Annotated in this window: 26 protein-coding genes and 1 tRNA gene; 11 read left to right on the forward strand and 16 right to left on the reverse strand. The window is 67.8% G+C overall.

The window, feature by feature from the left end:
• Positions 1-289: 289 nt before the first annotated feature.
• Both VB059_RS12625 and VB059_RS12630 read left to right on the forward strand, forming a co-directional pair.
• A tRNA-Arg gene (locus VB059_RS12625) sits at positions 290-362 on the forward strand.
• Positions 363-536: 174 nt separating this feature from the next.
• Positions 537-1,697, forward strand: a complete 1,161-nt coding sequence (locus VB059_RS12630) for a tyrosine-type recombinase/integrase (protein ID WP_323417662.1) — start codon at positions 537-539, stop codon at positions 1,695-1,697.
• A 136-nt stretch (positions 1,698-1,833) separates the two neighbouring features.
• On the opposite strand, the gene VB059_RS12635 is transcribed toward VB059_RS12630, so the two are convergent.
• Positions 1,834-2,106: a hypothetical protein gene (locus VB059_RS12635; protein WP_323417661.1), complete on the reverse strand. Its 273-nt coding sequence runs from the start codon at positions 2,104-2,106 to the stop codon at positions 1,834-1,836.
• 30 nt (positions 2,107-2,136) lie between these two features.
• Entirely contained in the window at positions 2,137-2,616 is a 480-nt protein-coding gene (locus VB059_RS12640; RefSeq protein WP_323417660.1) for a hypothetical protein, read from the reverse strand.
• A gap of 120 nt (positions 2,617-2,736) precedes the next feature.
• On the opposite strand from VB059_RS12640, the gene VB059_RS12645 reads away from it, so the two are divergent.
• On the forward strand, positions 2,737-2,874 hold the full coding sequence (locus VB059_RS12645) for a hypothetical protein (RefSeq protein WP_323417659.1): 138 nt from the start codon (positions 2,737-2,739) through the stop codon (positions 2,872-2,874).
• A gap of 51 nt (positions 2,875-2,925) precedes the next feature.
• On the opposite strand, the gene VB059_RS12650 is transcribed toward VB059_RS12645, so the two are convergent.
• From VB059_RS12650 to VB059_RS12665, 4 genes are all read right to left on the reverse strand, one after another.
• Positions 2,926-3,099 (reverse strand): hypothetical protein, encoded by a 174-nt coding sequence (locus VB059_RS12650; protein ID WP_323422383.1) that lies wholly within the window; start codon positions 3,097-3,099, stop codon positions 2,926-2,928.
• A gap of 69 nt (positions 3,100-3,168) precedes the next feature.
• Entirely contained in the window at positions 3,169-3,429 is a 261-nt protein-coding gene (locus VB059_RS12655; protein ID WP_323417658.1) for a DUF86 domain-containing protein, read from the reverse strand.
• Positions 3,430-3,441: 12 nt separating this feature from the next.
• Positions 3,442-4,575: a HAMP domain-containing sensor histidine kinase gene (locus tag VB059_RS12660; protein WP_323422384.1), complete on the reverse strand. Its 1,134-nt coding sequence runs from the start codon at positions 4,573-4,575 to the stop codon at positions 3,442-3,444.
• A complete protein-coding gene (locus VB059_RS12665) occupies positions 4,572-5,285 on the reverse strand; it encodes a response regulator transcription factor (protein WP_323417656.1) in 714 nt (237 codons plus the stop codon). The genes VB059_RS12660 and VB059_RS12665 overlap by 4 nt, the downstream gene beginning before the upstream one ends.
• A gap of 167 nt (positions 5,286-5,452) precedes the next feature.
• Between VB059_RS12665 and VB059_RS12670 the strand changes: the two genes are divergently transcribed.
• From VB059_RS12670 to VB059_RS12685, 4 genes are all read left to right on the forward strand, one after another.
• Positions 5,453-8,182, forward strand: a complete 2,730-nt coding sequence (locus VB059_RS12670; protein WP_323417655.1) for a heavy metal translocating P-type ATPase — start codon at positions 5,453-5,455, stop codon at positions 8,180-8,182.
• Between the two features lie 76 nt (positions 8,183-8,258).
• On the forward strand, positions 8,259-8,558 hold the full coding sequence (locus tag VB059_RS12675) for a metal-sensitive transcriptional regulator (protein WP_323417654.1): 300 nt from the start codon (positions 8,259-8,261) through the stop codon (positions 8,556-8,558).
• A gap of 42 nt (positions 8,559-8,600) precedes the next feature.
• Entirely contained in the window at positions 8,601-9,656 is a 1,056-nt protein-coding gene (locus VB059_RS12680; protein ID WP_323417653.1) for a type II glyceraldehyde-3-phosphate dehydrogenase, read from the forward strand.
• A gap of 89 nt (positions 9,657-9,745) precedes the next feature.
• Positions 9,746-12,205: a heavy metal translocating P-type ATPase gene (locus VB059_RS12685; RefSeq protein ID WP_323417652.1), complete on the forward strand. Its 2,460-nt coding sequence runs from the start codon at positions 9,746-9,748 to the stop codon at positions 12,203-12,205.
• Positions 12,206-12,779: 574 nt separating this feature from the next.
• Here VB059_RS12685 and VB059_RS12690 read toward each other — a convergent pair.
• From VB059_RS12690 to VB059_RS12730, 9 genes are all read right to left on the reverse strand, one after another.
• Entirely contained in the window at positions 12,780-12,980 is a 201-nt protein-coding gene (locus tag VB059_RS12690; RefSeq protein ID WP_323417651.1) for a YHS domain-containing protein, read from the reverse strand.
• A 589-nt stretch (positions 12,981-13,569) separates the two neighbouring features.
• On the reverse strand, positions 13,570-14,193 hold the full coding sequence (locus VB059_RS12695) for a peroxiredoxin family protein (protein ID WP_323417649.1): 624 nt from the start codon (positions 14,191-14,193) through the stop codon (positions 13,570-13,572).
• A 5-nt stretch (positions 14,194-14,198) separates the two neighbouring features.
• Positions 14,199-15,179: a cytochrome c biogenesis CcdA family protein gene (locus VB059_RS12700; RefSeq protein ID WP_323417648.1), complete on the reverse strand. Its 981-nt coding sequence runs from the start codon at positions 15,177-15,179 to the stop codon at positions 14,199-14,201.
• Positions 15,179-15,418 carry a hypothetical protein gene (locus tag VB059_RS12705; RefSeq protein ID WP_323417647.1) on the reverse strand — a complete coding sequence of 80 codons (240 nt, stop codon included), beginning with the start codon at positions 15,416-15,418 and terminating at the stop codon, positions 15,179-15,181. Before VB059_RS12705 ends, VB059_RS12700 begins: the two co-directional genes overlap by 1 nt.
• Before the next feature lie 142 nt (positions 15,419-15,560).
• Positions 15,561-15,845 (reverse strand): hypothetical protein, encoded by a 285-nt coding sequence (locus tag VB059_RS12710; RefSeq protein WP_323422385.1) that lies wholly within the window; start codon positions 15,843-15,845, stop codon positions 15,561-15,563.
• 221 nt (positions 15,846-16,066) lie between these two features.
• Positions 16,067-16,852 carry a prolipoprotein diacylglyceryl transferase gene (locus VB059_RS12715; RefSeq protein ID WP_323417646.1) on the reverse strand — a complete coding sequence of 262 codons (786 nt, stop codon included), beginning with the start codon at positions 16,850-16,852 and terminating at the stop codon, positions 16,067-16,069.
• Positions 16,853-16,890: 38 nt separating this feature from the next.
• Positions 16,891-17,205 carry a hypothetical protein gene (locus VB059_RS12720; RefSeq protein WP_323417645.1) on the reverse strand — a complete coding sequence of 105 codons (315 nt, stop codon included), beginning with the start codon at positions 17,203-17,205 and terminating at the stop codon, positions 16,891-16,893.
• A gap of 103 nt (positions 17,206-17,308) precedes the next feature.
• Complete coding sequence (locus tag VB059_RS12725) at positions 17,309-18,793, reverse strand: multicopper oxidase family protein (protein ID WP_323417644.1); 1,485 nt, start codon at positions 18,791-18,793, stop codon at positions 17,309-17,311.
• Positions 18,790-19,032, reverse strand: coding sequence for a hypothetical protein (locus VB059_RS12730; RefSeq protein WP_323417643.1), 243 nt, complete (start codon positions 19,030-19,032; stop codon positions 18,790-18,792). Before VB059_RS12730 ends, VB059_RS12725 begins: the two co-directional genes overlap by 4 nt.
• Before the next feature lie 494 nt (positions 19,033-19,526).
• On the opposite strand from VB059_RS12730, the gene VB059_RS12735 reads away from it, so the two are divergent.
• Together VB059_RS12735 and VB059_RS12740 are read left to right on the forward strand one after the other, a co-directional pair.
• The gene (locus VB059_RS12735; RefSeq protein WP_323417642.1) at positions 19,527-21,233 is read left to right on the forward strand and encodes a DNA glycosylase AlkZ-like family protein; all 1,707 of its coding nucleotides are present in this window, start codon (positions 19,527-19,529) and stop codon (positions 21,231-21,233) included.
• Between the two features lie 155 nt (positions 21,234-21,388).
• Complete coding sequence (locus tag VB059_RS12740) at positions 21,389-22,252, forward strand: FAD-dependent oxidoreductase (protein ID WP_323417641.1); 864 nt, start codon at positions 21,389-21,391, stop codon at positions 22,250-22,252.
• Positions 22,253-22,431: 179 nt separating this feature from the next.
• Here the strand turns inward: VB059_RS12740 and VB059_RS12745 are convergent, their stop codons facing one another.
• The gene (locus VB059_RS12745; protein ID WP_323417640.1) at positions 22,432-23,247 is read right to left on the reverse strand and encodes a hypothetical protein; all 816 of its coding nucleotides are present in this window, start codon (positions 23,245-23,247) and stop codon (positions 22,432-22,434) included.
• 119 nt (positions 23,248-23,366) lie between these two features.
• On the opposite strand from VB059_RS12745, the gene VB059_RS12750 reads away from it, so the two are divergent.
• A complete protein-coding gene (locus tag VB059_RS12750) occupies positions 23,367-23,732 on the forward strand; it encodes a hypothetical protein (RefSeq protein WP_323422386.1) in 366 nt (121 codons plus the stop codon).
• On the forward strand, positions 23,729-25,057 hold the full coding sequence (locus tag VB059_RS12755) for a hypothetical protein (protein ID WP_323422387.1): 1,329 nt from the start codon (positions 23,729-23,731) through the stop codon (positions 25,055-25,057). The genes VB059_RS12750 and VB059_RS12755 overlap by 4 nt, the downstream gene beginning before the upstream one ends.
• Positions 25,058-25,169 lie beyond the last annotated feature (112 nt).

The raw sequence follows: 25,169 nt of genomic DNA on the forward strand, positions 1-25,169 counted from the left end.
CCGCTTTCGTCACCAACAATAACCTATGCGGGACTGAATGCAAGGCGCCGTGGACAAAGTTGCCAAGGAAGAAATGATCTTGGTCTGACGGCCTCTGACGGCCCATCTTCGAGGGGGCCGGACGCGCTGTTGATCGCCCGCCGGGCGCCTACCGCGGCCGGTCTCGGCCCTCCCCGTCGAGACGAATCGCTCGTCCCGATTCCCGGAGACTCGCCGTCGCGAGCGGCAGATTGCGGACGAAGGGTTGGCCGAGTCGGCGTCTGGGTCTACGCTTAGCTGCGTTCGGTATGGCCCCATAGCTCAGGGGATAGAGCAGAGGTTTCCTAAACCTTGTGTCGCAGGTTCGATTCCTGCTGGGGCCGCCCGTTGTGAGGTGGGATTTTGTGCTCGCCGACTAGGCAAGACGTCTCGGCTGGTGTGTGGGGTGCCCAGTAGCCAGAGTAGGCAGAAGTTGGCACTTTCCGGGTCCACTATTGCACGTATATTGCACGCGGAGCAGGATGGAACCTGCCGGCGAGCGGAGCGGAGCAGACACGATGGAGACGCGGAGGGCAGACCCTCGGTACAGACGTGGCTTCGGTGCGATCCGGAAGCTCCCATCGGGGCGATTCCAGGCGTCCTACGTCGGTCCCGACCAGGATCGGCATCTGGCGGATGACACCTTCGCGGCCAAGGCGGACGCCGAAGGCTGGCTGGCCTCTGAAAGACGCCTCGTGGACTTGGACGAGTGGGAACCACCAGAGGAGCGCAAGGAGCGTCAGGCGCGGGAAGAGTTCGCGGCGGCGCTCACTGTGCAGTCGTTCGCGTCATCCTGGCTACAGGAGAGCGCCGGGCATGGCCGGCTGCGACCCCTCACGGTGTTGGACTATGAGCGGATTCTCGACCGGTACATCCTGCCCACACTGGGGGAGACCAAGCTGCCCGACGTGACCCGCAACAGGGTCAGCACCTGGCATGACGTTACGCTGAGCAGCGCACCGGCGCGGTCGCGTTCCAAGGCCTACTCGCTTCTCAGGGCAATCATGAACGCCGCGGTACGTGAGGGCTTCATACCCAGTTCGCCAGTTCAGATCCGGGGTGCTGGCGCTGCCAGGCGGAAGCACGAGATCGAGCCGGCGTCCCTCGGTGAACTGGACGCCATTGTGTCTGCGATGCCGGACCGGCTCAAACTCGCCGTCCTGTTGGCCACCTGGTGCGCCATGAGATACGGGGAGATCGCTGCTCTGCGGCGCAAGGACGTCAGCCGAGACGCAACTGAGGTGAGGATCGCCCGCTCGGTCAGCTTCCTGCCCGGTGGAGCACGGGTGGGGCCGCCGAAGACCAAGGCGGGTCTGCGGCGCGTGGCAGTGCCGCCCCATGTCGTACCCCTGCTGCAGCAGCATCTGGCAGCTCACGTTGCCTCCGGAGCTGATTCGCTGTTGTTCCCCGGGGCCAAGGGTGGCTACCTGCATGAGTCGGTTCTGTACCGCCACTGGGATCGGGCCCGACGCGAGGCGGGCCGACCGGACTTGCGGTTTCACGACCTCCGCCACACCGGTGCGACGCTGGCCGCTCAGGCCGGTGCGACGACTGCCGAGCTGCAGGCGAGGCTCGGGCATGCGACACCCGACGCGGCCATGATCTATCAGCACGCTGCGCGCCTGCGCGACAAGCAGCTCGCCGAGAACCTCAGTCGGCTGGCGTCCGAGTTGGCGTAGCTGGTGCCGCCGTCGCGTTGTTCTGCCTTGAACCCTCCAGACGAGTCGGGAGTCGTCGCGGCGACCATGCCGTGGGCCGTTGACCACTACGGGTCGTGGCTGTTCACGGTTAGGTGAGGATGTGCAGTCCTCACTCTCACACCGGGCTCGGGCCGAGGCCAGACAGCAAGTCCGCCAGTGCGGGTCCGAGACCTTGTTCGGCGACGTACTCGTCTCCGATCCGCTTCTGGAGGCGCACGACCCGGCGGGCGGCGTAGGGCTGCCAGTAGGCCGCTGCGACAACGGCGAGCACCCCGACGCCCATCATTGGGTGGCCCTCGAGTGTGGTTTGGGTGAACGCCGCGATGGCGTACAGGCCGCGCACCTTGAGCACGAACCGAACGGGCCGGCTCGTACCGAAGACGACCATGAATCCCTGCAGCAGAACGCGGAACGGTAGCTAGGGCAGTGTCAGGACGGTGATCGGCCATTCCCAGCGGGTGGCGCCGCGGACGACCTGGCCGGCCGCGGACACCAGCAGCGCGGTCATCTGGTCTGCGGGCAGGCGGCCGGCCTGCAGCTCGCGCACGGCGTCGCGGGTGACGACGATGTTGTGCCGGCCACTGCCTGCTGCGGCGACACCGGGCATGTCCACCACCCGGACACCCAGCCGTGCGGCGGGTGGTCCGGTTTGACGCATTCGGGCGACGGGGTCGTCCAGAGCTCGTTGCTCCGCCGGGTTCGGCGGGTGGGCGGGTAGCAGCCGCATCATTGCGTTCTGCCCGGTCCGGGTTGGTGCGGCGGCGAGCATCGCCGCCCACACCCCAGTCACTGTTGCGCTGAGGTAGCCGGGTGCCAGGGCCCACATCGCCAGCCCCATCCAGAGGCTGAACGCCAGTGCCGCTGCCGCGGCGATGATCCGCCAAACGGTGATGCCCATCACGGTCTCCCTCCTTCAACTGTGCCCACCGGAAGGGTGGCGGGTGTCCATGAGGGTTCGCCAAATGGGCTTGGGATGTGTGGACAACCCGTCAGTCTTCCACCAGAACGGAGCATCCCGATGAACCTGCCGCCGATCAACCAACTGCCCCTCACCGCCGGGCAACGAAGCCTGTTGCGCGCGGCCCGGCTGATCCGCCACGCCCATGACGAGGCCCGCCGGGACACGATCAGAGCGGGCGGGGTGTTCCCCCACTAGGGCGCTGGGTAGCAAGTGGAATTCCGCAGGGTTCATACAGTTCCGTAGGTCTCATTGGGCGTTGTGCCCCGACCGCGTTGGTAGGGTTCTCGCGACATTGTCGTCTGTGCCGATTTCCGGCCCACCTCCAAGGTTGAAGCCGAAGCCGATGCCCATGATGCCGATCGCGACCAACGCGAAGAACCCATTCAGCAGCGGTATCTTGAGGACGCGGCGGTCCAGCACGTCCGAGGATCTCCCACGTCTCCTCCAGGTGGCCGACGCCCTCTGGGATGCGGTGCTGGCGGTCCGCGGCTAGCGGGCACGCTGTGCGAGCAGCCAGCGCGCCACCTGGCGCCGATACTCGGTGTAGGTGTCGATCGCTTGGGGCAGCGATTCCGCCACCTTGTTCAGATCGACGTTCAAGTATTCGTGAACCAGCACATTGCGCGGCCTGACACTCAACTTCAGCTCGGCTGCCAGTTCGTCGGGGATGATACCCAGGCGTGTCATGCCGTCGAAGCTGAATCTCGCCTCGCCGCCCGCGGTGAGACCACGGCTGGCAGCGCTCAGCACGTGCGCCGCCGGTCAGCGTCCCGGGCCCGGCTGGTGCAGCCCCCGCGGAAGGGTGAGCCGCAGGGTCGAGCCCTGGCCCTCCCCGGCGCTGGTGGCGGTGAGGCTGCCGCCATGGGCTTCGGCCAGGGCTTTGGCGATGGTGAGTCCGATGCCGGACCCGCCCCTGTCGGACTCCCGCGCGGAGTCCCCGCGGTAGAAGCGCTCGAAGATGTGCGCCAGTTGCTCCTCGCTCATGCCCTGACCGGTGTCGGTGACGCTGATGACCACGGTGTCCGGAGTCGTGGTCGACGTGACGTCCACGCGCCCGCCCTGGGGGGTGTGCCGCAGCGCGTTGTTGAGCAGGTTGCCGAGGATCTGCGCGAAGCGTTGCGGGTCGGCGCGCACCGGCAAGTCGTCGACCGCGGCGGTGAGGGTGACGCCCTTGCGGTCGTAGGCATTCCTGGTCTGTCTGATCACCGGCTCGACGAGGTCGGTGAGCGGCTGGAGGCTGGTCTGCAGTTCAACGCGTCCTTCTTCTGCACGGGACACCTCTTCGAGGTCGCGGGCGAGTCTGGTGAGACGCTCGACCTGCTGTTCGACGATGGCCCGGGTGTTGTCGTCCCAGGCGAGGACGCCGTCGGCGACGCCTTCGAGATGTGCGTTGAGGGTGGCGATCGGGGTGCGCATCTCGTGGGCGAGGTCGGCCAGCAGGCGGCGGCGGGTGGCCTCGACGTCGTTCAGGCGGTCGGCCATGGTGTTGAACGTGTCCCCCAGGGTGCTCAGTTCGGGGCCGCCGCCCTGCACGGTGACCCGGGCGTCGTAGTCACCCCGGCTGAGCCGGGCCGCCGCCTGGGTGAGCAGTTCGACCGGCCGGCCGATGCGGCGGGTCAGGTACCACGAGATCCCGAGCGACGCCGCCAGCGCGACCAGCAGCCCGACGGTGAGGGAGATCAGGCTGGCGTCGGCATACGCCCTTTCGATGTGGAAGATCTGGGGCGAGTCGGGCGGGTAGTTGGTATCGATCAGGTGCGCGTGGAACAGCGGTGGTCCGATCAGGGCGGCCGTCAGTCCGGCGCTGGCCACGATGGCGAGCAACACGCTCGCCTGGGCCACAAAGAGCCTGGTGCCGAGCCGCCAGCCTCCTATCGCATCCACCAGGCGGGTCATCCGCGGCCCATCCGGTAGCCGACCCCACGGATGGTGGTGATGTAGCGCGGCTCGGCGGGGTCGTCGTCAAGCTTCTTGCGCAGGTTCGCGACGTGGACGTCGACGACGTGTTCGTCACCGACCCAGGCGGTGTCCCAGACCGCATCGATGACCTGGCGACGGCTGAGCGCGAGGCGGGGCTGGGCGGAGAGTACGTCCAGGATGTCGAACTCGGTGCGGGTGAGCGCGACCGGGACGCCAGCGACCCAGACCTCGCGTCCGGCGGCGTCGATGCGTAGGTCACCGAAGACCCGCTGCTCCTCGATCGCGGGGGCGACGGCCGGTTGGCGGCGTGGTCGCCGCAGCACCGTCTGGACGCGGGCGACGAGTTCGCGGTTGCTGAAGGGCTTGGTGAGGTAGTCGTCGGCCCCGACCGACAACCCAATGAGCCGGTCGACCTCGTCGCCGCGCGCGGTCAGGATCAGGATGTAGCAGTCCGAGAAGGTTCGGATCTCGCGGCACACCTCGATGCCGTCGAGCCCGGGCAGCCCGAGGTCGAGGATGATGACGTCCGGGTCCTCGACTCTCGCCAGGGTGACGGCGTCCGGGCCGGTGTGGGCCTGGACCACCTGGTGGCCCGCCCGGGTGAGGTAGGACGCGATGACGGCGGCGAGTGCTCGCTCGTCGTCCACGATCAACACCTTGGTCGGTACCTCACTCGCGCTCGTCATATGGCAAGTATGACCGCGCTCCGGACGAGGCCCGCAGGTCGGCGAGGGCGGCAGTGAGTCTTGACGCGATCTTGACCAGATCACTCTGGATTCCCCGCGACCTGCGGCCTACCGTGAGTGCAGTCGAGATACCCCCTGGGGGTATATAGGGATGAGGGGTGAGCTGCATGGAATGGTTGCTCGTGGCAGGTGCCGTGGTGGCGACCGCATTGTTGGTCTGGTTCTTCTTCGGCCCGCGCCGCGCGGGTCGGGTCGAGATGGAGGACGGCGCGCAGGTGGTGCGGGTCACCGTGGACGGTGGCTACAGCCCGAATGTGATCGAGGGGGTCCATCCCGGCACGCCGGTAAGGCTTCTTTTCGACCGGAAGGAGAGCGGCGAGTGCACATCGCGCGTGGTCATGCCTGATTTCAGGGTGAACGCGGCGCTGCCTGCCTACCGGACGACCGCAGTCGAGTTCCTCCCCACCGAGGCCGGTGAGTACCGGTTCGCGTGTGGGATGAACATGGTCTCGGGGGTCGTGCGGGTTGCTGGGGAAGCACCCGCTGCCGCGCCCGTCGCCCTCCTGGAGCGGCCGGAGACGGAACTGGGGTCGGAGCCAACCGCAGTTGGCGGGCCCGTGGCTGATGCCGACGCCGAAGAGGCTGAGCGCGCTGCCGAGATCCGCGACCTGACCCGTCGGCTGACTGTCGGTGCGGTCCTCACGGCGCCGGTTCTGGTCGCGGTGATGGCTGTCGAACTGTTCGGTGCGACCTGGGTGCCGCAGTTCATGATGAACCCCTGGTTGCAGTTGTTGTTGATCGCCCCGGTGATGTTCTACGCCGGCTGGCCGATCCATCGCACCGGGTGGAAGGCGCTGTCACACCGGACCGCTGACATGAACTCCCTGATCACCCTGGGTACCTCCGCCGCCTTCGGCTTCAGCCTGGTGGTGACCTTCCTGCCCGGGCTGCTGCCCGACGCGCTACGCCACGTCTACTACGAGGCGGTCGGGGTGATCATCACCCTGATCCTGGTGGGACGCCTGCTCGAGACGAAGGCCAAGGCCGGCACGGGCGAAGCGATCCGCGCGCTGATCGGACTCCAGCCGCGGATGGCCCGGGTCGAGCGTGGCGGACAGGAACTTGAGATCGGGGTGGATGAGGTACAGGTGGGTGACATCGTCCTGATCCGGCCCGGCGAGAAGCTCTCGGTGGACGGTGAGGTGATCAGCGGTTCCTCCTCGGTCGATGAGTCGATGGTGACCGGCGAGTCCATGCCGGTGACCAAGTCTGTCGGCGATACCGTCATCGGCGCCACCATCAACGGCACCGGCGCCCTGAAGTACCGGGCCACCAAGGTCGGATCGGACACGATGCTGGCCCAGATCATCAAGCTGGTCCGGGAGGCGCAGGGCTCGAAGGCGCCGATCCAGCGCCTCGTCGACCAGGTGTCCAGCTACTTCGTGCCCGCCGTGCTCGTGATCGCGTTGTGGACCTTCGTCGTCTGGGTGCTGGTCGGCCCGCCGCCGGTGTTCATCTTCGCGCTCGTCGCAGCCGTCTCGGTGCTGATCATTGCCTGCCCATGCGCCCTCGGGCTCGCCACCCCGATGTCGATCACGGTCGGAACCGGCAAGGCTGCCTCGTACGGCATCCTGATTCGCTCCGCCGAGGCGCTGGAGACGGCGCACAAGCTCGACACGGTCGTACTGGACAAGACCGGCACCATCACCAAGGGCGCCCCGGCACTCACCGACGTCCTGCCGGCCGAGGGTTTCGCGACCGGCGAGCTCCTGGCCCTGGCGGCCGCGGTGGAGGCCTCCTCGGAGCACCCGCTGGCCACCGCGATCGTGGCCGGGGCGCGGGACCGTGGGCTCAGCATCCCTGCTGCGACCACGTTCGATTCCGTCACCGGCCAGGGCGTGCGAGCGCTGGTTGCCGGCCGGGAGGTGCTCGTCGGCAACGCGCGGCTGCTGTCAACCGCTGGGATCGACCCGGCTGCGCTGAACGACGACCTCCAGCGGCTGGCCGGGGACGGCAAGACCCCGATGCTCGTTGCAATCGACGGGCGGGCTGCGGGCGTTATCGGGGTCGCCGACACCGTAAAGGAGGGATCGGCGGCGGCCGTCGCGGCCTTGCAGAAGCGCGGTATCGAGGTCGTAATGATGACCGGTGACAATCGTGACACCGCTGCTGCAATCGCCCGTCAGGTCGGCATCACCCGGGTCGTGGCGGAGGTCATGCCTGAGCACAAGGCGGCCGAGGTCAAGCGTCTGCAGGCCGAGGGGAAGATCGTCGGGATGGTCGGCGACGGCATCAACGACGCCCCGGCCCTGGCCCAGGCCGACGTCGGGTCCGCCATCGGCACGGGCACGGACGTGGCCATCGAGTCCTCCGACATCACCCTGATCTCCGGCGCACTGTCCGGGCTCATCACGGCCGTCGACCTGTCACGGGCAACGATGCGCAACATCAAGCAGAACCTGGTCTTCGCGTTCCTGTACAACGGCATCGGGATCCCGGTCGCCGCCGGCGCGCTCTACCCCGCCTTCGGGATCACGCTGAGCCCGATGATCGCCGCAGCAGCGATGGCGCTGTCATCGCTGTCGGTGGTCACGAACGCCAACCGGCTGCGGAGTTTCAACGCGCACCCGGTACCAGACGTCGTCCGTGTGCCCGCCACCGACCCGGTGGTGGAGATCGGGCGCGATGAGGAAGACAACCCAACCACAACAACAATGGAGGAAGACATGTTCAAGAAGTCCGCGAAGGTCACGGACCCCATCTGCGGGATGAGCATCGACGCCGCAACTGCGGCCGACACTGTGGAGTACGAAGGCGCCACCTACCACTTCTGCTCCAGCCACTGCGCGGCCACCTTCAAGGCCGACCCAGCCAAGTACGCGGCGGCGAGGGCCTGACGTCCCAGGTCCTGCCCGGGGTGGACACCCCACACCGGGCAGGACCGCCCTGGACAGCAGTCGGAGGAACTGGACGATGGAAATCACACCGCTTGCCGACGGCGAGGCCGTCAGCAACCCTCAGTTGGTCAACAGGCTGCGCCGGATCGAGGGCCAGGTGCGCGGCATCACTCGGATGGTCGAGCAGGACGCCTACTGCATCGATGTCCTGACCCAGGTCTCCGCCGCAGCTCGTGCACTGCAGGGCGTGGCGCTGATCCTGCTGGACGAGCACATGCACCATTGCCTCGCCGATGCGGTCCGGGTCGGCGGACCGATCGAAAAGGACAAGATCCGGGAGGCCTCCGAGGCCATCGCCCGGCTCGTGCGCAGTTGACACGAAAGACACACCACACCAAACGAATACAAGGAGACAGACATGACCATCAGGATTGCAGTCAACGGCTACGGAGTTATCGGCAAGCGGGTGGCGGACGCCGTCCGCGCAATGCCGGACATGGAGCTTGTCGGGGTGGCGGACGTCGCGACGGACTGGCGAGTTCGCGCGGCTGTGGGACTTGGCATTGGCGTGTTCGCGGCAACGGAGGACGCCGCCAGCGCGATGAGGGCGGGCGGGATGCCGGTGGCCGGCACCCTGGCGGATTTGCTCGGCCGGGTGGACGTGGTGGTGGACACCACCCCGAAGAAGGTCGCCGCGCGCAACCTCGAGGCGTACTGGGCCGCCGGCGTCAAGGCCGTTTTCCAGGGCGGGGAGTCCCACGCCACCACCGGGCACTCCTTCGTCGCCCAGGCCAACTACGCCACCGCGCTGGGCCGGGACACCACCAGGGTGGTCTCGTGCAACACCACCAGCATCGTCCGCGTGCTCGGGGCCCTGCAGGACGCGGGCCTACTTGCCCGGGCCCGCGGGGTGCTGGTCCGGCGGGCGACCGACCCGGGCGAGTCTCACCAGGGCGGCATCATGAACACCGTGGTCCCCGAGGCCACCATCCCGTCCCACCAGGGCCCGGACGCCCGCACCGTCCTGCCGGACCTGGACGTGGTGACCATGGCGGCCAAGGCGGCGCACACCCAGACCCACAACCACTACTGGAGCCTGCAGCTCACCCGGCAGGCCAGCCGCGAGGAGGTCCTCGAAGCGTTGCGAGCCGCACCCCGCATCGCGTTCATCCGGATGGCGGACGGGCTCACAGCGCTGAACACCACGGTCGAACTCATGCGCGACCTGGGCCGGCCCCGCGGGGACATGTGGGAGGTCGCAGTGTGGGAGGACGTCCTGACAGTCGAGGGGGATGAGTCCTTCCTGACTTACCAGGTCTACAACGAGGCGATCGTCGTGCCCGAGACCATCGACGCCATCCGGGCACTGGCCGGCACCGTGACCGACGGCGCCGTCTCGATCGCAATGACCGACGAGGTCCTCGGAATGCGCCGCGACTTCCTCCCCGACGCGGTGCGCGCCACGACCACCTAGGGCACGACAACTTGGGACACGACGACGGGCCGGAATCCGCCGGCCCGTCGGTTCACCACCACTCGGCTATGGGATGGGAAGGATCGACCATGACGAATCAGACCACGGTCCTGGAGGTCGGCGGCCTGCACTGGGCCACCTCGGAACCAGTGATTGAGAAGACGCTGCTGCGGCGCCCCGGCGTCCTCGCGGTAGAGGCCAGCGCGGTCTCCCAGACCGCGACCGTGACCTACGACCCGGACAAGACCTCGGTGGCCCAGCTGGTCGGCTGGGTCAACGATTGCGGCTACCACTGCGCCGGGCAGTCCGTGCCCGACCACGTGTGCGATCCGATGGCTGAAGCCGCCCCGACCGAGGCCCACGCCGCACCCGAAGCCCACGCCGCACCCGAAGCCCACGCCGGACACGAGGCCCACGCCGCACCCGAAGCCCACGCCGCACATGCGGGCGGTGCGGAGACCGATCTGTCCGCGCATGCGGCGATGGGCCATGGCGGGCATGGTGGGTCGATGGCGGACATGACCAGGGACATGCGCAATCGTTTCGTGGTCGCCGCCGTGCTGTCGGTCGTGATCCTGCTCTGGTCCCCGATCGGGCGGGAGGTACTGGGCTTCACGGTCCCCGCGCCCTTCGGGCTGCGCGACGATGTGTTCTCCCTGATCCTGTCCCTACCGGTGGTGTTCTACTCCGCCTGGATCTTCTTCGACGGCGCCTACCGAGCACTGCGGGCCCGGACGCTGGACATGATGGTCCTGGTCGCGGTCGGGGTCGGGGCGGGCTGGTTGTACAGCCTGGTGGTCACATTCACCGGCGGGGGCGAGGTCTTCTACGAGGCGGCCGCGGTCCTGACCACCTTCGTCCTCCTTGGGCACTGGTTGGAGATGCGGGCCAGGGGCGGCGCGAACGACGCCGTCCGGACGCTGCTCGAGTTGGCCCCGTCCCAGGCGGTTGTGATTCGTGACGGCCAGCCAGTGGAGGTCGCCACCTCCGAGGTCGTCGTCGGAGACCTGCTGCTGGTGCGGCCCGGGTCCAAGATCCCCACCGACGCGATCGTGGAGGAGGGGGAGTCCGAGGTCGATGAATCGATGGTAACCGGCGAGTCCATGCCGGTGGCCAAGTCGCCGGGGGCGGAGGTGATTGGTGCGTCGATCAACACCACCGGCACGTTGCGGGCCCGCGCCACGAAGGTAGGCGCGGACACGGCACTGGCGCAGATCGTCAAGATGGTTCAGGAGGCCCAGAACTCCAAGGCCCCGGGCCAGCGACTGGCCGACCGGGCCGCGTTCTGGCTGGTGCTGGTCGCCCTGGTCGGCGGCGCCGTCACGTTCATCGCCTGGATGCTCGCCGGCGCCGGCGTGGCGCAGGCGATGCTCTTCGCGATAACCGTCGTGGTCATCACCTGCCCCGACGCGTTGGGTTTGGCGACCCCCATGGCGATCATGGTCGGCACCGGGCTGGGAGCCAAGCGGGGGGTGCTGTTCAAGAACGCCACTGCCCTGGAAGGTGCCGCGGCAATCGACACGGTGGTGATGGACAAGACTGGCACCCTGACCAAGGGCGAACCGGAGGTCACCGACGTCATCGCCGCCGACATGAGCGAGGATGAGATGCTCGCTCTCGTGGCCGCGGTCGAACGCGAGTCGGAGCACCCGCTGGCCAGGGCGATCGACGCCTACGCCGATCGGCTGGGTCTGCCCATATGGAGCGCGAGCGAGTTCCTCAACGTACCCGGGCACGGCGCGACAGCTACCGTCCAAGGACGTCGGGTGCTGGTGGGCAACCGACGACTGATGGCCAGCGAGAACGTCGAGCTCGGCGACCTGGCAGAGCGGCGCGACGAGTTGGCCGCGTCCGGACGAACAGCTGTGCTCGTCGCGGTGGACGGACGCGCTGTGGGCGTCATCGCCCTGGCCGACGCCGCCCGGGAGACGGCCGCTGCGGCCGTCGCCGCTCTGCACGAGTCCGGGATCGAGGTTGTCATGCTCACCGGCGACAACCAGGCGACCGCCCGGCGTATCGCCGAGCAGTTGGGCATCGACACCGTCATCGCCGAGGTTCTGCCCGGCGACAAGGCGAACAAGGTCGCCGAGTTGCAGCGGGCCGGCAAGACCGTGGCGATGGTCGGGGACGGCGTCAACGACGCCCCGGCGCTGGCCAGGGCCCACATCGGTATCGCCATCGGAGCGGGGACCGACGTGGCGATCGAAACCGCGGACATCGTCCTGATGCGCTCGGACCCCCTGGACGTGTCGGTCGCGCTGCGCATCGGAAAGGGCACCGTACGGAAGGAACGCCAGAACCTGGCCTGGGCCGTCGGGTACAACGTGATCGCGCTGCCGATCGCCGCCGGCGTGTTCTACCCCGCCTTCGGACTGATGCTGCGCCCAGAGATCGCGGCGCTGACCATGTCCGGCTCAACGGTCATCGTCACTGTCAACGCCCTGTTGCTCAAGCGACTCAGGCTGCCCGCGCATCAGGCCCCGGCCGCGCCGCAGCCCGCCGTCCGAGAGCCGGAGCCCATCGCGCCGGTGCCGGCGGGCACCCGCTGACCGTGGCGTAGGCGTGGCAGCTCCGCACCTGCAATTCCGCTCCGGCCGCACCGTCGGCCGGAGCGGAATTGCAGGGAGCGTCCCCCACGCCTTCTTCTTCGACATGGGCGAACAGCGCAGCGACGGTCTTGACCGAGCCTTCATCGAACCCGATCCCAACACTCATCCGGCCCAGCAAGGATGGCTGGACCGCCAAGCGAACACACAGTTCGCCGGACCCTTCAAGGAGAAAATGATGCCGTGTTGCCATGATTCCGCCGATACCGAACCCCACACCTGCAGCCACGATTCGGCAGACTGCCAGTGCGCAGGCGAGGCCCAACCCAGCTCGTGCTGCCGCACAGACCAGGCTGCCGACCAGACCCTCGCGCGCCACCAGTAAGGCTTCCCGATGGCCAGGACAACGCTGCGAATGCCGACGGCCGAAGCCGGCTGGGCAGGCCTGCCCAGCTGAAGCCCAGGGGACGTGGCTGCGTCCTCGCACAAAACCGCAATGAGCAGAGCCACCGCCGAAGAGCGGTGGCTCTGCTCATTGCGGTCGGGACTGACTCAGCGCCGCTGGTGGCCGCCGCGGTCAGTGGCCGTGAGTGTGGGACTCCCCGTGGCCGTAGCGATGCGGGTCGGCGTCAAAGGTCTGCGCGCAACTGGCGGAGCAGAAGTAGAACGTCGTCCCGTCGTGTTCCCGGGTGGCGGCCGCCTTGGCGGGGTCGACGGTCATTCCGCAGACCGGGTCAATTGCCATGGTGGCTGCCTTCTTGGGCTTCCTGCCGAACATGATTGGCTCCTCATTTGTGGTGGTGCTGATTTGGTTGTGTGATCTGCCGCAGACCTCTGCGGCCGGCGATCGCGCATGCGTCGGGCTGAGAAGGGGCGGCGTACGCAGTGCAGCCGGGGCGTTGTCGTCGACCGACAGGGATGCCAGGTCGGCCAGGGGAGTTCCCCGGGGTTCACTTGACGCTGTTACCGCTTGGGCCGCTCGTGTCGGCGATTGTTGCGCCGCCCGATGTATTCGAACCCGACCCGCCTCATGCTGGCTCGTACCTGCGCCGTGGTCGCAGCCCCGGCGGGGACGACCGTCAACAGGGATTCGCCGAACGGCATCAAGTCAACCCCGACCTCGTTCACACCGGGCAGGGCACGTACTTCTTCGATCACGCTCACCAGGCAGCCCACACACGCCAGACCGCGCACCCCATAGGTGGCTGACCTCTCCATAACCAGCTCCTTCCAATCCGACGATGACACCATCCTGGACAGCAGAGGTCGACAGACAGTGACGCTTGGGTCAAGATCCGGGCAAGACCCCACCGGCGCGGCCCGCGCAGACGAGTCTTGACCGAACCTTGCCCGCTGCCGACCCGGCGTCACAGCCGGCTGGTGGCCTCCTGGAGGAGCTCGGCGGGGTCGAGGTACATGGAGGGGTAGTTACCGTGCCAGAGCTGGTTGCCGTCCTCGTCGATCAGGATGAAGCCGTGACCGGGCATGCCGGGGTGCATGCCCTTGCCGAGGGTGTCGTAAGCCTTTGAGACGGTCCCGTCGTCGAGTAGGTAGGGGGTGGTGACGCCGAAGGTGTCCAGGTCGGGTTGGATCTGGGCGGCGGTGTTCATGACGATCGGGAGCACCGTGATGCCCGCCTCGGCGAACCCCGGGTTCTGTTCGATCAGGGCCATCTGCTGGGTGCAGGAACCGCATCCGGCGCCCTCGTTGAAGTAGAGGATGACGGGCTTGCCGCGGAAGTCGGACAGGGAGACGGTGGTGCCGGCGGTCGTCCGAAGGGTGAAGTCGGGTGCCTGGCCGGACGGGCCACCCTGGACGGGTCGGGCGCTCCACAGGCCGAACCCGATCAGGGCGACGATGAGCGTGGCGACCAGGCCGGTCGCCAACCTGATCGCGCGTCGGCGTTTGGCCTGGCTGGCGGCTTCCCGTGCCCGCCGGTCCTGAAGCTGCTGCCGCCGGCTGGTCGTGCTGGTGCTCTGGTTCGTTGGCATGGTGGTCAGTTCCTCGAGGTTTCGTGGTGGTCAGCGATGGGCTGGTCGGCGGCGGACTCGCTGTGGCAGTGAGCCGCCGCGTCGGCATTGGCGGCGTCGTCCGGGTGGCCGCTTGCGATGGGGCGGCGACGGTCGCGGAGTGTGGCCCACACGAACACGCCCGCCAGTGCCAGCAGGCCGACACCCAGGATGGCGTCCGGGACGGGGGCGAGCCAGGCCAGGATGCCCTGGGCGACCCGGGTGACCCAGTCACCGGCTGCCTGCTGGAACCACGTTCCCGAACCGGTCATCGTCGGCGACCCGGCGAGCGTGATGACCCAGATGCCCATGACCACGAACGCCAGGCAGACCAGCAGGTTGATGCTGTTGGTGTGCAGGTTGTGGCCGGCCACCGTGAACCGCAGTGGCTTCGCGCGGCCCCAACGGCGTTTGTCGAGCCCCGCCGCGTCCCACAACAGGGCCATCAGCAGCAGCGGGATCACCATGCCGAACACAAACGCAAGCCCGAGCACCAGACCACCGAACGGGCTGCCCGACAGTGCCGACAACGTCATCACGCCGGCCAGCACGGGGGCGCAGCAGCTGGATGCGATTCCCGAGAACACGCCCAGGCTGAAGAAGGTGGCAGAGTCGCCCCGGGTCGTGTCCGGTGCTCGCAGCGCCGAGGGCATCGACCACATCCGGCCGCTGAGGGCGAGGAATCCCAGGCCGATCATGAGCAGGCCGCCGGCCCAGTACAGCGGCACGTGGTACTTCGCGATCGCACCCGCGAGCAGGCTCACCCCCAATGTGATCGGCACCAGCACCAGCGCCAACCCAGCCGCGAAGACGAAGGTCAGCGGCAGCAGCCGCCAGCGGTTGTTCTTGACCGCGGCCGCCAGGTAGGAGGGTGCGAGGAACACGATGCAGCAGGGCGCGAACAGTGCGACCATGCCCGCGAAGAAGGCGGCCAGGATGCTGCCGGTGGCCAGGAGTTCGGCCCCCATCAGGCGGTCACCTTCCGTGCGAGAACAGCGTCAAGCTTGCGGCGTGGCAGCCGGCCGGCACTGAAGAAGGCGCCATCGAGCAGCACGAGGGGGAACAGACCCGGCCGGTGCTGCTCCACCAGGGCACGCCCACGGTCCGACTCGGCGGTGACCACATCCAGGCTGAGCTGCCCGAGCGCGACCCGGTCGAGAAGCTCGGCGTGGGCGTCCTCACACAGGTGGCATGCCGGGCTCGTCACCAGCGTGACGCTGGGGCGGTTGGTGTCGGGGCCCGGCAGTTGGTGACTTGGCTCAAGGGTATTCACAGTGCTCCATGCTCGCGGGCCAACCCGTGGCGGTTCGTCAAGGCAACGTCAAGATTCGGTCTGCTCCGTCGGCCCGTCACGGGTGGTGCCCCGCATGTTCGGCGTCTGTGCCGGCCTGTTCGATCGTCGGTGCGGGGCCCGCGTCGGTGGGGTTGAACGCCGGGCCGATCACGAAGGCGGACAGCGCGAACAGGGCGCTGAACACCGCGACGCCGATGACGGGGGCCTTCCAGGTGCCGAACCGTTTCCGCAGCCGATTGAGCATCGGGATGCTCAACAGCAGGCCTGCCGCGTACAGCACCGAGTTGCCGACCACACCGGTGAGCAGTGCCGCGCCGGCGAGGAAACCGATGTGGTGCATGACGTGTGGCACGAGCCCCAACAGGGCTCCCGTCGCAGCTCGAACTCCTGCCCACAGGGTGCTCCACCAGGTGGCACGTGTCACGACCGCGGTGCCGGAGATTGGATCGCCGGTAACAGCGCGGTAGTGCGGGAGTGTCGGGTCCATGAGCAGAAGCCTGCCCACCCAGCGTTTGTGGGCGACGTGAGCCGGGTCAAGATCCGCCCAAGATCCGCCACGGGTCACACCCGGGCTGCGGCCGCCTCGACTGGCATCGCGACATCCTCGGTTGGCATTGGCCGAGACCGCTTGCGGTCGACTGCTATCAGGCCGGCACCGACGGCGATGCTCACGATGCCGAACAACTGCGCCTCCGACAGGCCGAACAGCACTCGGTCGTTGACCCGGACGAACTCGACCAAGAGCCTGGCCGCGCCACTGAGGGCGAGGTACGCGCCGAACACGGGGACTGGCCGCCAGCGACGACCCAGAACCCACAGGACAGCTGCAATCAAGAAGGCACCAGCGGTTTCATACAGCTGGGTGGGGTGGACGGGCACATCGACCGGGACGATGCCGTGGGGGAAGGCCATCCCCCACGGGAGGTCCGTGGGCGTCCCATTGGTGCCGTCTCCAGCCAGGAAGCACCCGATGCGGCCGATCCCGTACGCGACGGACAACGGGATCGCCATGGCGCCCGCAACCGTGCCCAGCGGTAGCCCTTGACGGCGGGTGATCACCACCACCGCGAGGGCCCCACCGATGAGCCCTCCGTACCAGACGAACCCGGAGCCACCCAACATGTGGAGGTCGAAGTGCTGCCAGTTGTCGGCCAAGAAGTACAACTTGGCGCCGACAAACCCCCACACGGTGGCCCACAGGACCAAGGAGTGGGCCACTTCCACCGAGTACCCGAGCCGGCGGAATGCCCGTCCGAGTAGATACGCCCCGACCAGTGCGGCCAGTGCCTTGCTCACTCCGTACGACTGCACCTGGAAACCGAAGATTGTGAAGAGAACGGGCCACACGGCCAAAAACCCCCTGCGCTGCGACGGTACCGGACCGACTAGTGCCGGTGTCCGGAGTGGCCGCCCCCGGACCGGTTCATCAGGAGCATCATCACGCCCATCATGAGCACGCAGCCCAACGCATAGACGACGGCGCCACCGCCGGCTGACCCGGTCAGGACGAGGTACCCGACGACCAGCAACATCGGCGCGCACATCGCCCAGTGCATCCAGCCGTGTCCCTTGTGCGACTCCTTCGGCGAGGAGCTGTCGGCTTGGCCGGCCGAGACGTGGGGGTCGGCGACGAACCTGTCCACGGGGTCGGCGCTGGCGAGGTTGGTGCGCTGGTAGTGGCGAGATGCGTTGTGGTCCATGTCTGATCTCCATTGCCGAGGTCGGATGCTTCACCCTGACATTGCCCGGCGAATGTGCGCCCCCGCTGTGGGAACGGTCAAGGTTGAGTCAACCTCGACTCTGCTAGGTGACGTACTGCAGGCCAATCATCATGCCCGCCTCGGCGTGGTAGATGTTGTGGCAGTGGAGTGCCCAGTTGCCGGCGTTGTCGGCGTCCAGTTCGATGGGCATCGACTGCATGGGGGCCAGCAGCACGGTGTCCTTGCGCAGGCCGGACGCCAGCGCGAAGGTGTGCCCGTGCAGGTGCAGCGGGTGGGTCATCATCGTCATGTTCATCACGTTGAGGCGCAGCCGCTCCCCCGCCCTGACAGTGAGAGGCTCGTTCTCACCGAACGGCGCGCCGTTGATCCCCCATCGGTAGGGGCTCATCGAGCCCTCGAGGGTGACCTGCGCGGTCGCGTCCGCGGTCCTGGACGGCAGCCGGGCCGACTCGTCGGGTCGTAGCTCCGACCCGATCAGCGCGGTGCCGGTGAGTTCCGTGGGGGTGACGTCCGGGCCGGGCGCGGAGCCGGCACCGGTGCGGATCAACGCCAGCCCCTGGCCACCCGTGGCCTTGCCGAACGGGCGCGCGACCAGGGGGAACACGCCGTCACCCAGGGTGACGACCGCGTCGTACCGCTCGCCCATCCCGATGAACAGCGCGCCTGTCTCCTGAGGGACCACCGGATAACCGTCGGTATGGGTGATGGTGAGCACATGCCCGCCGAGGGCGACGGTGAAGATCGTGTCGGAGGCGGCGTTGATGATCCGCAGCCGCACCCGCTGGCCCGCCTTCGCGGTGAACGTCTCGGGGGACGTGGGCACCCGTCCGTTGACGAGGAAGAATGGGTAGGTGACGTCCCCTGCGTCGCCCCACGGCTGCTGGGTCTCTCCGGCGCCGTGCGAGCCGTGGTCCATGCCGCCCATTCCGCCGGAACCCGCCGAGCCGCCGGCTTCGATCAGCTCGTTCAACACGTCGTCGGGGGTCCGCCCGGTGCCGTCAACCCAGTCGTCCAGGGTGACGATCCACTCGGCGTCGTAGGCTCCGGGCTCGCGCGGGTCGTCGATCACGAGCGGCGCGTACAGCCCCCGGTCCAGTTGGACCCCCACGTGCGGGTGGAAGAAGTAGGTCCCGGGGTCGGTTGCGGTGAACCCGTAGACGAACTTCTCCCCGGTTCGGATGGGGTCCTGGGTCATGCCGGGGACGCCGTCGGCGGCGTTGGGCAGCCGGATGCCGTGCCAGTGGATGCTGGTGTCCGCAGGAAGCTGGTTGTCCACGGTGACCCGCACGAATTCGCCTGCCGTGGCGCGAATGACGGCCCCGGGCGCGGAGTCACCGTACGCCCACGTCGCAACCTGGGAGCCGCCCAGATCGAGGGTGACAGGCCTCGCCGTGAGCGTCTGCTCCACGACCCGCTGTCCGGGGGTCGGGACGGCCAACGAGGGAACCGGGGCCGAACTCGAGGATTCGCGTCCGCCTGTCGGGCCGGCCGGTGTGCAGCCTGCCAGCGCCGCAGCCCCGAGACCGAGACCTCCGAGCAGGATGCTCCGCCGCGAAAAATGGTTCATCGTTTGGCTCCTGGTGTCGGCGATGGCGTCCTGCTGTCCGATTCGAGAGCGCTGACGTCATCGCCGGGTGGTGATTGCTGAAACTCGGGTGCGGTGACCACGGGCCGGCTCGCGGGAGGATCCATGGCCTGCTCGGGTTGGGCCGCTCCGTCTTCCTCCCGGACCTCGAGCAGGGCCCGCAGCCCAAGCAGAATGACACCCCAGAAGGCGACGGTGCCGGCCAGCATGAGCAGCCACATACCCCACCCCATCGCAACTTCCTCCGCTGCCAAGCCTGGACCTCGTCGGTTGTCAGGATCGCAGCCCTCGTCTTGGCAGGGAGTCTGGAAAAGGTTCAGATTCGGCCAAGTTCTGACCGCGGCCACCCCAGCCGCCGACCGCCGCCCGACATCCCCGGGGCGGTCCATCCGGCGGCGGACGCGTGCCCCGATGACGGGCGTCGACGGGTGCACGGACTCGCGCGCGAGTCAGTTCCGCCTGGGGCTGTTCACACCCACTCGCCCGTCTCGTCGGGCTCGCGTAGTCGAGCGCCAGTTGTCGTTCGCGCGTTGGTTCAGCCGCTCAGCGTGCACCACTACGCGATTCAGCCCCGTGCGCGTCCTGCTCGACCCTTCGCCGCCCCAGGAGGCAGTCCACTGCCCAAGAAGATAGATCCAACTCATAAAGTTCAAAAACTATGAACTCGAAACCCAGATGTCCTTAGCCGCATCAAACTTATGCATAGACTGACCGTGTGAACCTCGACGCGGACCGTGAACACCTCGATGTGGCCGCTGTGGTGGCTGCTGGCGAATCCCTCACCGTTGAGTTCAAGCGAGGCTCAGTCAACGACCGACAGGTCATCGAGACTGTCGTGTGTCTCGCGAATGGCCAAGGCGGCACCCTGCTCCTGGGAGTCGAGGATGACGGCGCCATCACGGGGGCGAAGCATCGGCACGACACTCAGACGAGTCCGATGCGACTCGCAGCAGCCATCCAGAACCTGACCGAGCCGCCGCATGCCGTTGACGTGTCGGTTCACGAGGTGGCGGGCGTAGAGGTCATTGTCATCGAGGTGCCGCAGGCCATCCCAGGACCGGTCGCGACAAAGTCGGGCCTATTCGTGAAGCGCGCTATCGGTACGGACGGGCGACCGACCTGCATCCCGATGACCCCCTACGAGATAGTGAGCTTGGGGCTGGTATCCCGGGGGATCGATTACGCAGCTGCCCCGGCTCGTGGTGCCAGCATGGCCGACCTCGACCCAGTGGAGTTCGAACGATTCCGCCGGCGGTGTGCTGCCACATCGGGGCAGGAGTCGATGGCCAAGCTGTCTGACACAGACATCTGCAAGGCACTCGGCCTGCTGCACCATGACGGCTCTCTCGGCCTTGGAGCCATTCTTCTCTTCGGCCGCGATGCCGCGTTGGACCGCTGGGTTCCGACCGCCGAGTTCCTCTTCCAGGACCTGCGCGAGGGTGGCCTCCACGCCAACCTGCGGCTGCGGGGCCCGCTCTTGCGCATCGCTGAGGAGATTGCCGCGCTTCTCGACCTGCGCAATACGACGACGGAACTCACCGCCGGCATCCATAGGGTGGACATCGACTTGATGCCAGAACGGACGCGACGCGAAGCGGTGGCGAATGCGCTGGTCCATCGGGACTACGCGGAACTCGGTCCGACGACGATCAGGCTCACCGACACGCAGTTCGTAGTCAGCAACCCCGGCGGATTCCCACCTGGGATAACAGTTGAGAACATGCTCGAGCAGAGCCGTCCGCGGAGCCCGATCCTTGCCGATGCCTTCCGGCGGGTGGGCCTGGTCGAGCGCAAAGGCAAAGGCATCAACGAAATGTTTGAAGCGCAGTTGAGGGCCGGCAGGGAAGTCCCCGACTACACGGCCTCAAACCCGGAACTGGTATCGGTGGCTGTCCCTCTGGGTTCGGTCGATCTGGATCTGGTGCGCTTCTTGTTGACCTTCGAAGACTCGCGGCAGCGTCCGCTGGCTTTGGACGAGCTCCGGCTGGTCCACGAACTCAAGGCTGCAGGTTCGGCCACCAACGGCGAGCTTGCGGAAGCATTGGCTCTCCCGTCCGGTGCCGTGCGGACGACGTCCACCCGACTCGTCGAGATGGGCGTCATTGAGGCCCGCGGGAGCGGTCGCAACCGCCGGTTCCATTTGACCGCGCGCTTCTACGACCTCGCCCAGGATCGCAACGCGTACGTTCGCGTCCGGGCAATGGATCCACTCCAGCAGGAACAGCTCGTCTCAGAGTACGTGCGCAGTTACGGCAGTATCGCGCGCTCTCAGGCTGCCGAACTCTGCCAGCTCGCCCCGACCGAGGCCCGCGCCCTGCTGAAGCGCATGACCGACAAGGGGATGCTGAAGATGGTCGGCGAGCGCAGAACCGCCCGCTACGTCCCGACGGACAGCCATCATCAGGTCCCAGCTGAAGGGTGAGCCAATCGACGGTCGGCGTGAAGTCGAACCTCTCGGCGTCCGCCGGCGGCGCCCCGGGCAGCCCGCTCAGCCCAACTTGTCGTACAGCGACAGCGCCGGGTCGATGACCTTGCCCGGCTTCAGGTTTTGACCCGGACGGTTTCGTCTCCCCGGACATGCCGCACATCACCTGCCTGCGCAACCCGTCGGTCGGGCTGGAGTCGGACTACGAGCTCAAGCCGACCACCGACCCCAAGGTCGTCTACATCGCCGGCGGCGGGGTGGCCGGGATGGAGGCCGCGACGCTGCTGCACCGCCGCGGGCACCATCCGGTGCTGTTCGAGTCGACCAATGAGTTGGGTGGCCAGTTCTTGTTGGCCGGGATGGCGCCACGGAAGGCCGAGATGCGCCAGGCCGCCATCGCGATGGGCAAGACGCTGCTGAAGGAAGGCGTCGAGGTGCGGCTGCACGACCGACTCACCCCTGACCGGTTGGACGGGGCCGACGCACTGATCATCTCCACCGGCGCGACCCCGATCATGCCGAGCTTCCCCGGGCGCGACCTGCCCGGCGTGGTCGATTCGCACGACGTGCTCACCCAGGCGGTCTTCCCGACCGGACGAGTGGTCGTCATCGGGGGCGGGCTGGTCGGCCTCGAGGTCGCCGAATACCTGGTCGACAAGGTCGATTCGCTGGTCGTGCTCGAGATGCTCGGCGCGATCGGTGAGGACATCGGCCAGATCCGACGGATCAGCGTGCTGGAGGAATTGGGCAGGTCTGGCGTGGACTTGAGGACTGGTGCCCGCTGCGAGGAGATCACGCCGGACGTGGTTGTCTACGAGCAGGACGGCCAGACCCGCGAACTGCCCTACGACACCGTGGTGATCGCCATCGGCGCACGCTCTCGTCCGACCGAACCGTTTGAGAAACGCGCCGGCGAACTCGGTATCCCGTGCTGGGTCATCGGGGACGCGAAGCAGGCGCGGCGCGCGGTCCAGGCGATCAAGGAGGCTGCCGACGCCGCGCTGGCGATCGACTGAGCGCGCGGGTCGCCTGGCGGGCAACACGCCGCGACTTGACGCCCGCGGCGCGACTGTGGCGCCGTCAGCAAAGGCCCAGAGCCGGGTCGAGAGCCTGCCGAGACGCGCCTTGGCCTCGCCGGGCGTGGTCTCCATCCTCAGTTCATCGAGGACTTCGAACGCAGCGACATCGACGGCCTTCAGTCCAGCCCTCTCTCAACCTGTGCGCGCCTCACGGGACACGAACGCAACTGTTTCGGCAACTCCGCCAGACCAGGTCCATGTCCTTGTTCAGCCGCGTACTGGTCGCCGGCCCGCGTCTGGCGGCGCACGACCTGGCGGGCGGCGTAGGGCTGCCCGTAGGTTGCTGCGAGCGTGGCGAGCACCCCGACGCCGATCAGGGGGTGGCCCTCGAGTGTGGTTTGGATGAACGCCGCGATGGCGTACAGGCCGCGCACCTTGAGCGCAAACCGGACAGGCCGGCTCGTACCGAAGGTGATCATGAAGGCTTGCAGCAGGACCCGGAACGGAAGCCAAGGCAGGGTCAGGACGCTCAGCGGCCATTCCAAGCGGGTGGCGCCACCGACGACCTGGCCGGCCGCGGACACCAACAGAGCCGTCATCTGGTCTGCAGGCAGGCGACCCGCCTGAAGCGCGAGCACGGCGCCGCGGGTGACGACGACGTTGTGCCGGCCGCAGCCCGCTGCAGCGACATCGGGCATCCCGACCACCCGCACACCCAACTTGGCGGCCGCAGGTCCGGTTTGACGCATCCCAGCGATCGAGTCGGCCAGCGCCCCCTCCTCCACCTGGTTGGGTGCGCGGGCGGGTAGCAGCAGCCGCATCAGCGCGTCCTGCCCTGCCCGGGTCGGTGCGACGACGAGCATCACCGCCCACAGCGCGGTCACTGTCGCGCTGACGTAGCCGGGTGCCAGTGCCCACATCGCCAGCCCCATCCAGAGGCTGAACGCCAGTGCCGGTGTCGCAGCGATGATCCGCCAAACGGTGATGCCCATCACGGTCTCCTTCCTCGAATGTGCACACCGGAAGGGTGGTGGGTGTCCATGAGGGTTCGCCAAATGGGCTTGGGATGTGTGGACAACCCGTCAGTCGTCCCGCAAAACGGAGCATCCCGATGAACCCTGTGCCGAGCACCCAACTGCCCCTCACCGCCGGCCAACGAAGCCTGTTGCACGCGGCCCGGCTGATCCACCACGCCCATGACGAGGCCCGCCGGGACACGATCCGGGCGGGCGGGGTGTTCCCGTCCTGGCTGGAGCAGGACTGCGCAACCCTGCTGCTGCTTGCCGTGACACCACTGCCCGAAGGGCTCCCGCTCGAAGGCGCCACACCGGGCCTGCCAGGATGTGTCAACGCCTTGTTGGCGGCGGAGGCTGAGTTGCGTCGGCTGCCGATCTACGCGTATCCGCCGGGCACTTCGCGGCTGATCGTCATGTTGTGCGACGTCCTGGCCGCCGCGCGAGAGCAGTCCCAGCCGTGAACGACGTCGGCCGGTTGTTGGTGGCTGCCGACCGGCAGGCACGGGAGATCCTGCTCGACGGCCCCGACCCCGAGCGGGCGAAAGGGCTGCTGCTGGGGTGGGCGGAAGCGATGGAGACCGCCGCCGACACCCTCACCGCCATCCCCGACGGCAAGACATCGCACCAACAGGCTGCCAACGTCCTCACCCAGGTCAGCCGGACCTCGGCCGCGGTGCACATGGACGCCCGCCGCGGCTGGCCGGACGACCAGCCACCCGACCCGCGAGCATCGCGGATCGCCGGGCTCCTGGCCGAAGCCGGGCAGCGTCTTCGGGAACACACGTCCAGTGCTTCGCCACAGGCGGCCGAGGTGTCTGTTTCGGTTGTGCACACTACGTGGCTGCTCACCCACGGGGTCGCGATCAGCCTCGCCCGCCGCGCCAACGCGCTTCAACGCGCCAACACGGCAGGCCCCCAAGCTCAGGCGGTGACACTCCTGGCCGAACGCGTCCGAAGCATCGAACAGATGCTCGAAATCCAAGCCAACCGGCATCCGTCCCAACAGCCCGGCGAGCCTTCACCGGACGCACGCCTGGCGGCCGCAATGACAACGTGGAACACCACCATGCACGCGGTCCTCGACCGGCACCCCGACCCCCGCAACTACGCGATCGCAGCCGATGTGAACCTCGCGCTGCTCGCCCGGACCGCGGCGCTCACCTCCACCGCGGCGCAATCTGGAAGGCTGCCCGCCGATGATGTGCGTAGCCGGCTCCTGCCCGCACTCGAGGAAGCCGCCCACTCTTGGACCCGGACGTGGGACCAGTGGGTGAGCCTGATCACTCCGGACACCAGCGGATCCCGACCTTTGATGGACGCGGCCATCGGACTGCGGACCATCTTGCGCGACCCGGACCTGGCCCGAGGTCCGAACACTCCGGGTGTGTTGGCTGCGGGTTTAGCCGCTGGGGTCGAAGCGGCCGTGGTGTCGCGAGCCGGGCTGGACCGCATCTCGGAGGCACCCGCGGTCGCCGTGGCGAAGCTCACCGAAGAGATGTTCGCAGCCCACCCCGATCAGGGGTTCAACCGGTTCACCATCTGGGCATCCATGGCCCGTGCCGAGGGACGCGCGCCCATCGTGATCCCCGAGCCGGTGCGCGACTACGTGCTCGGCCAGGCTGACCACACGGTTGCGGCGTCCATCCAGGCCAGGTCGGCGAGCAGCATCCTCCTGCCCACAAGCACCTACGCCGCCTCGGTGATGTTCGCCACCGCCCGCACCCACCCTGCGTCCCGTCGTGAACCCCCACCTCGAACTATCACTCCGCCGTCGGTCGGTCGCTGACCAGCCGGTCGGCACAACCCTCAACAGGAAGGGGCAGATAGCACTAGCCCGGGAAAGACCGAGGCCCGCCGTCGCGGGCGGGCCTGGGTGTCGGCCTCGGGCACCCCCTCCC

This window comes from Raineyella sp., assembly GCF_034933565.1.
Taxonomy (GTDB): Bacteria; Actinomycetota; Actinomycetes; order Propionibacteriales; family Propionibacteriaceae; genus Raineyella.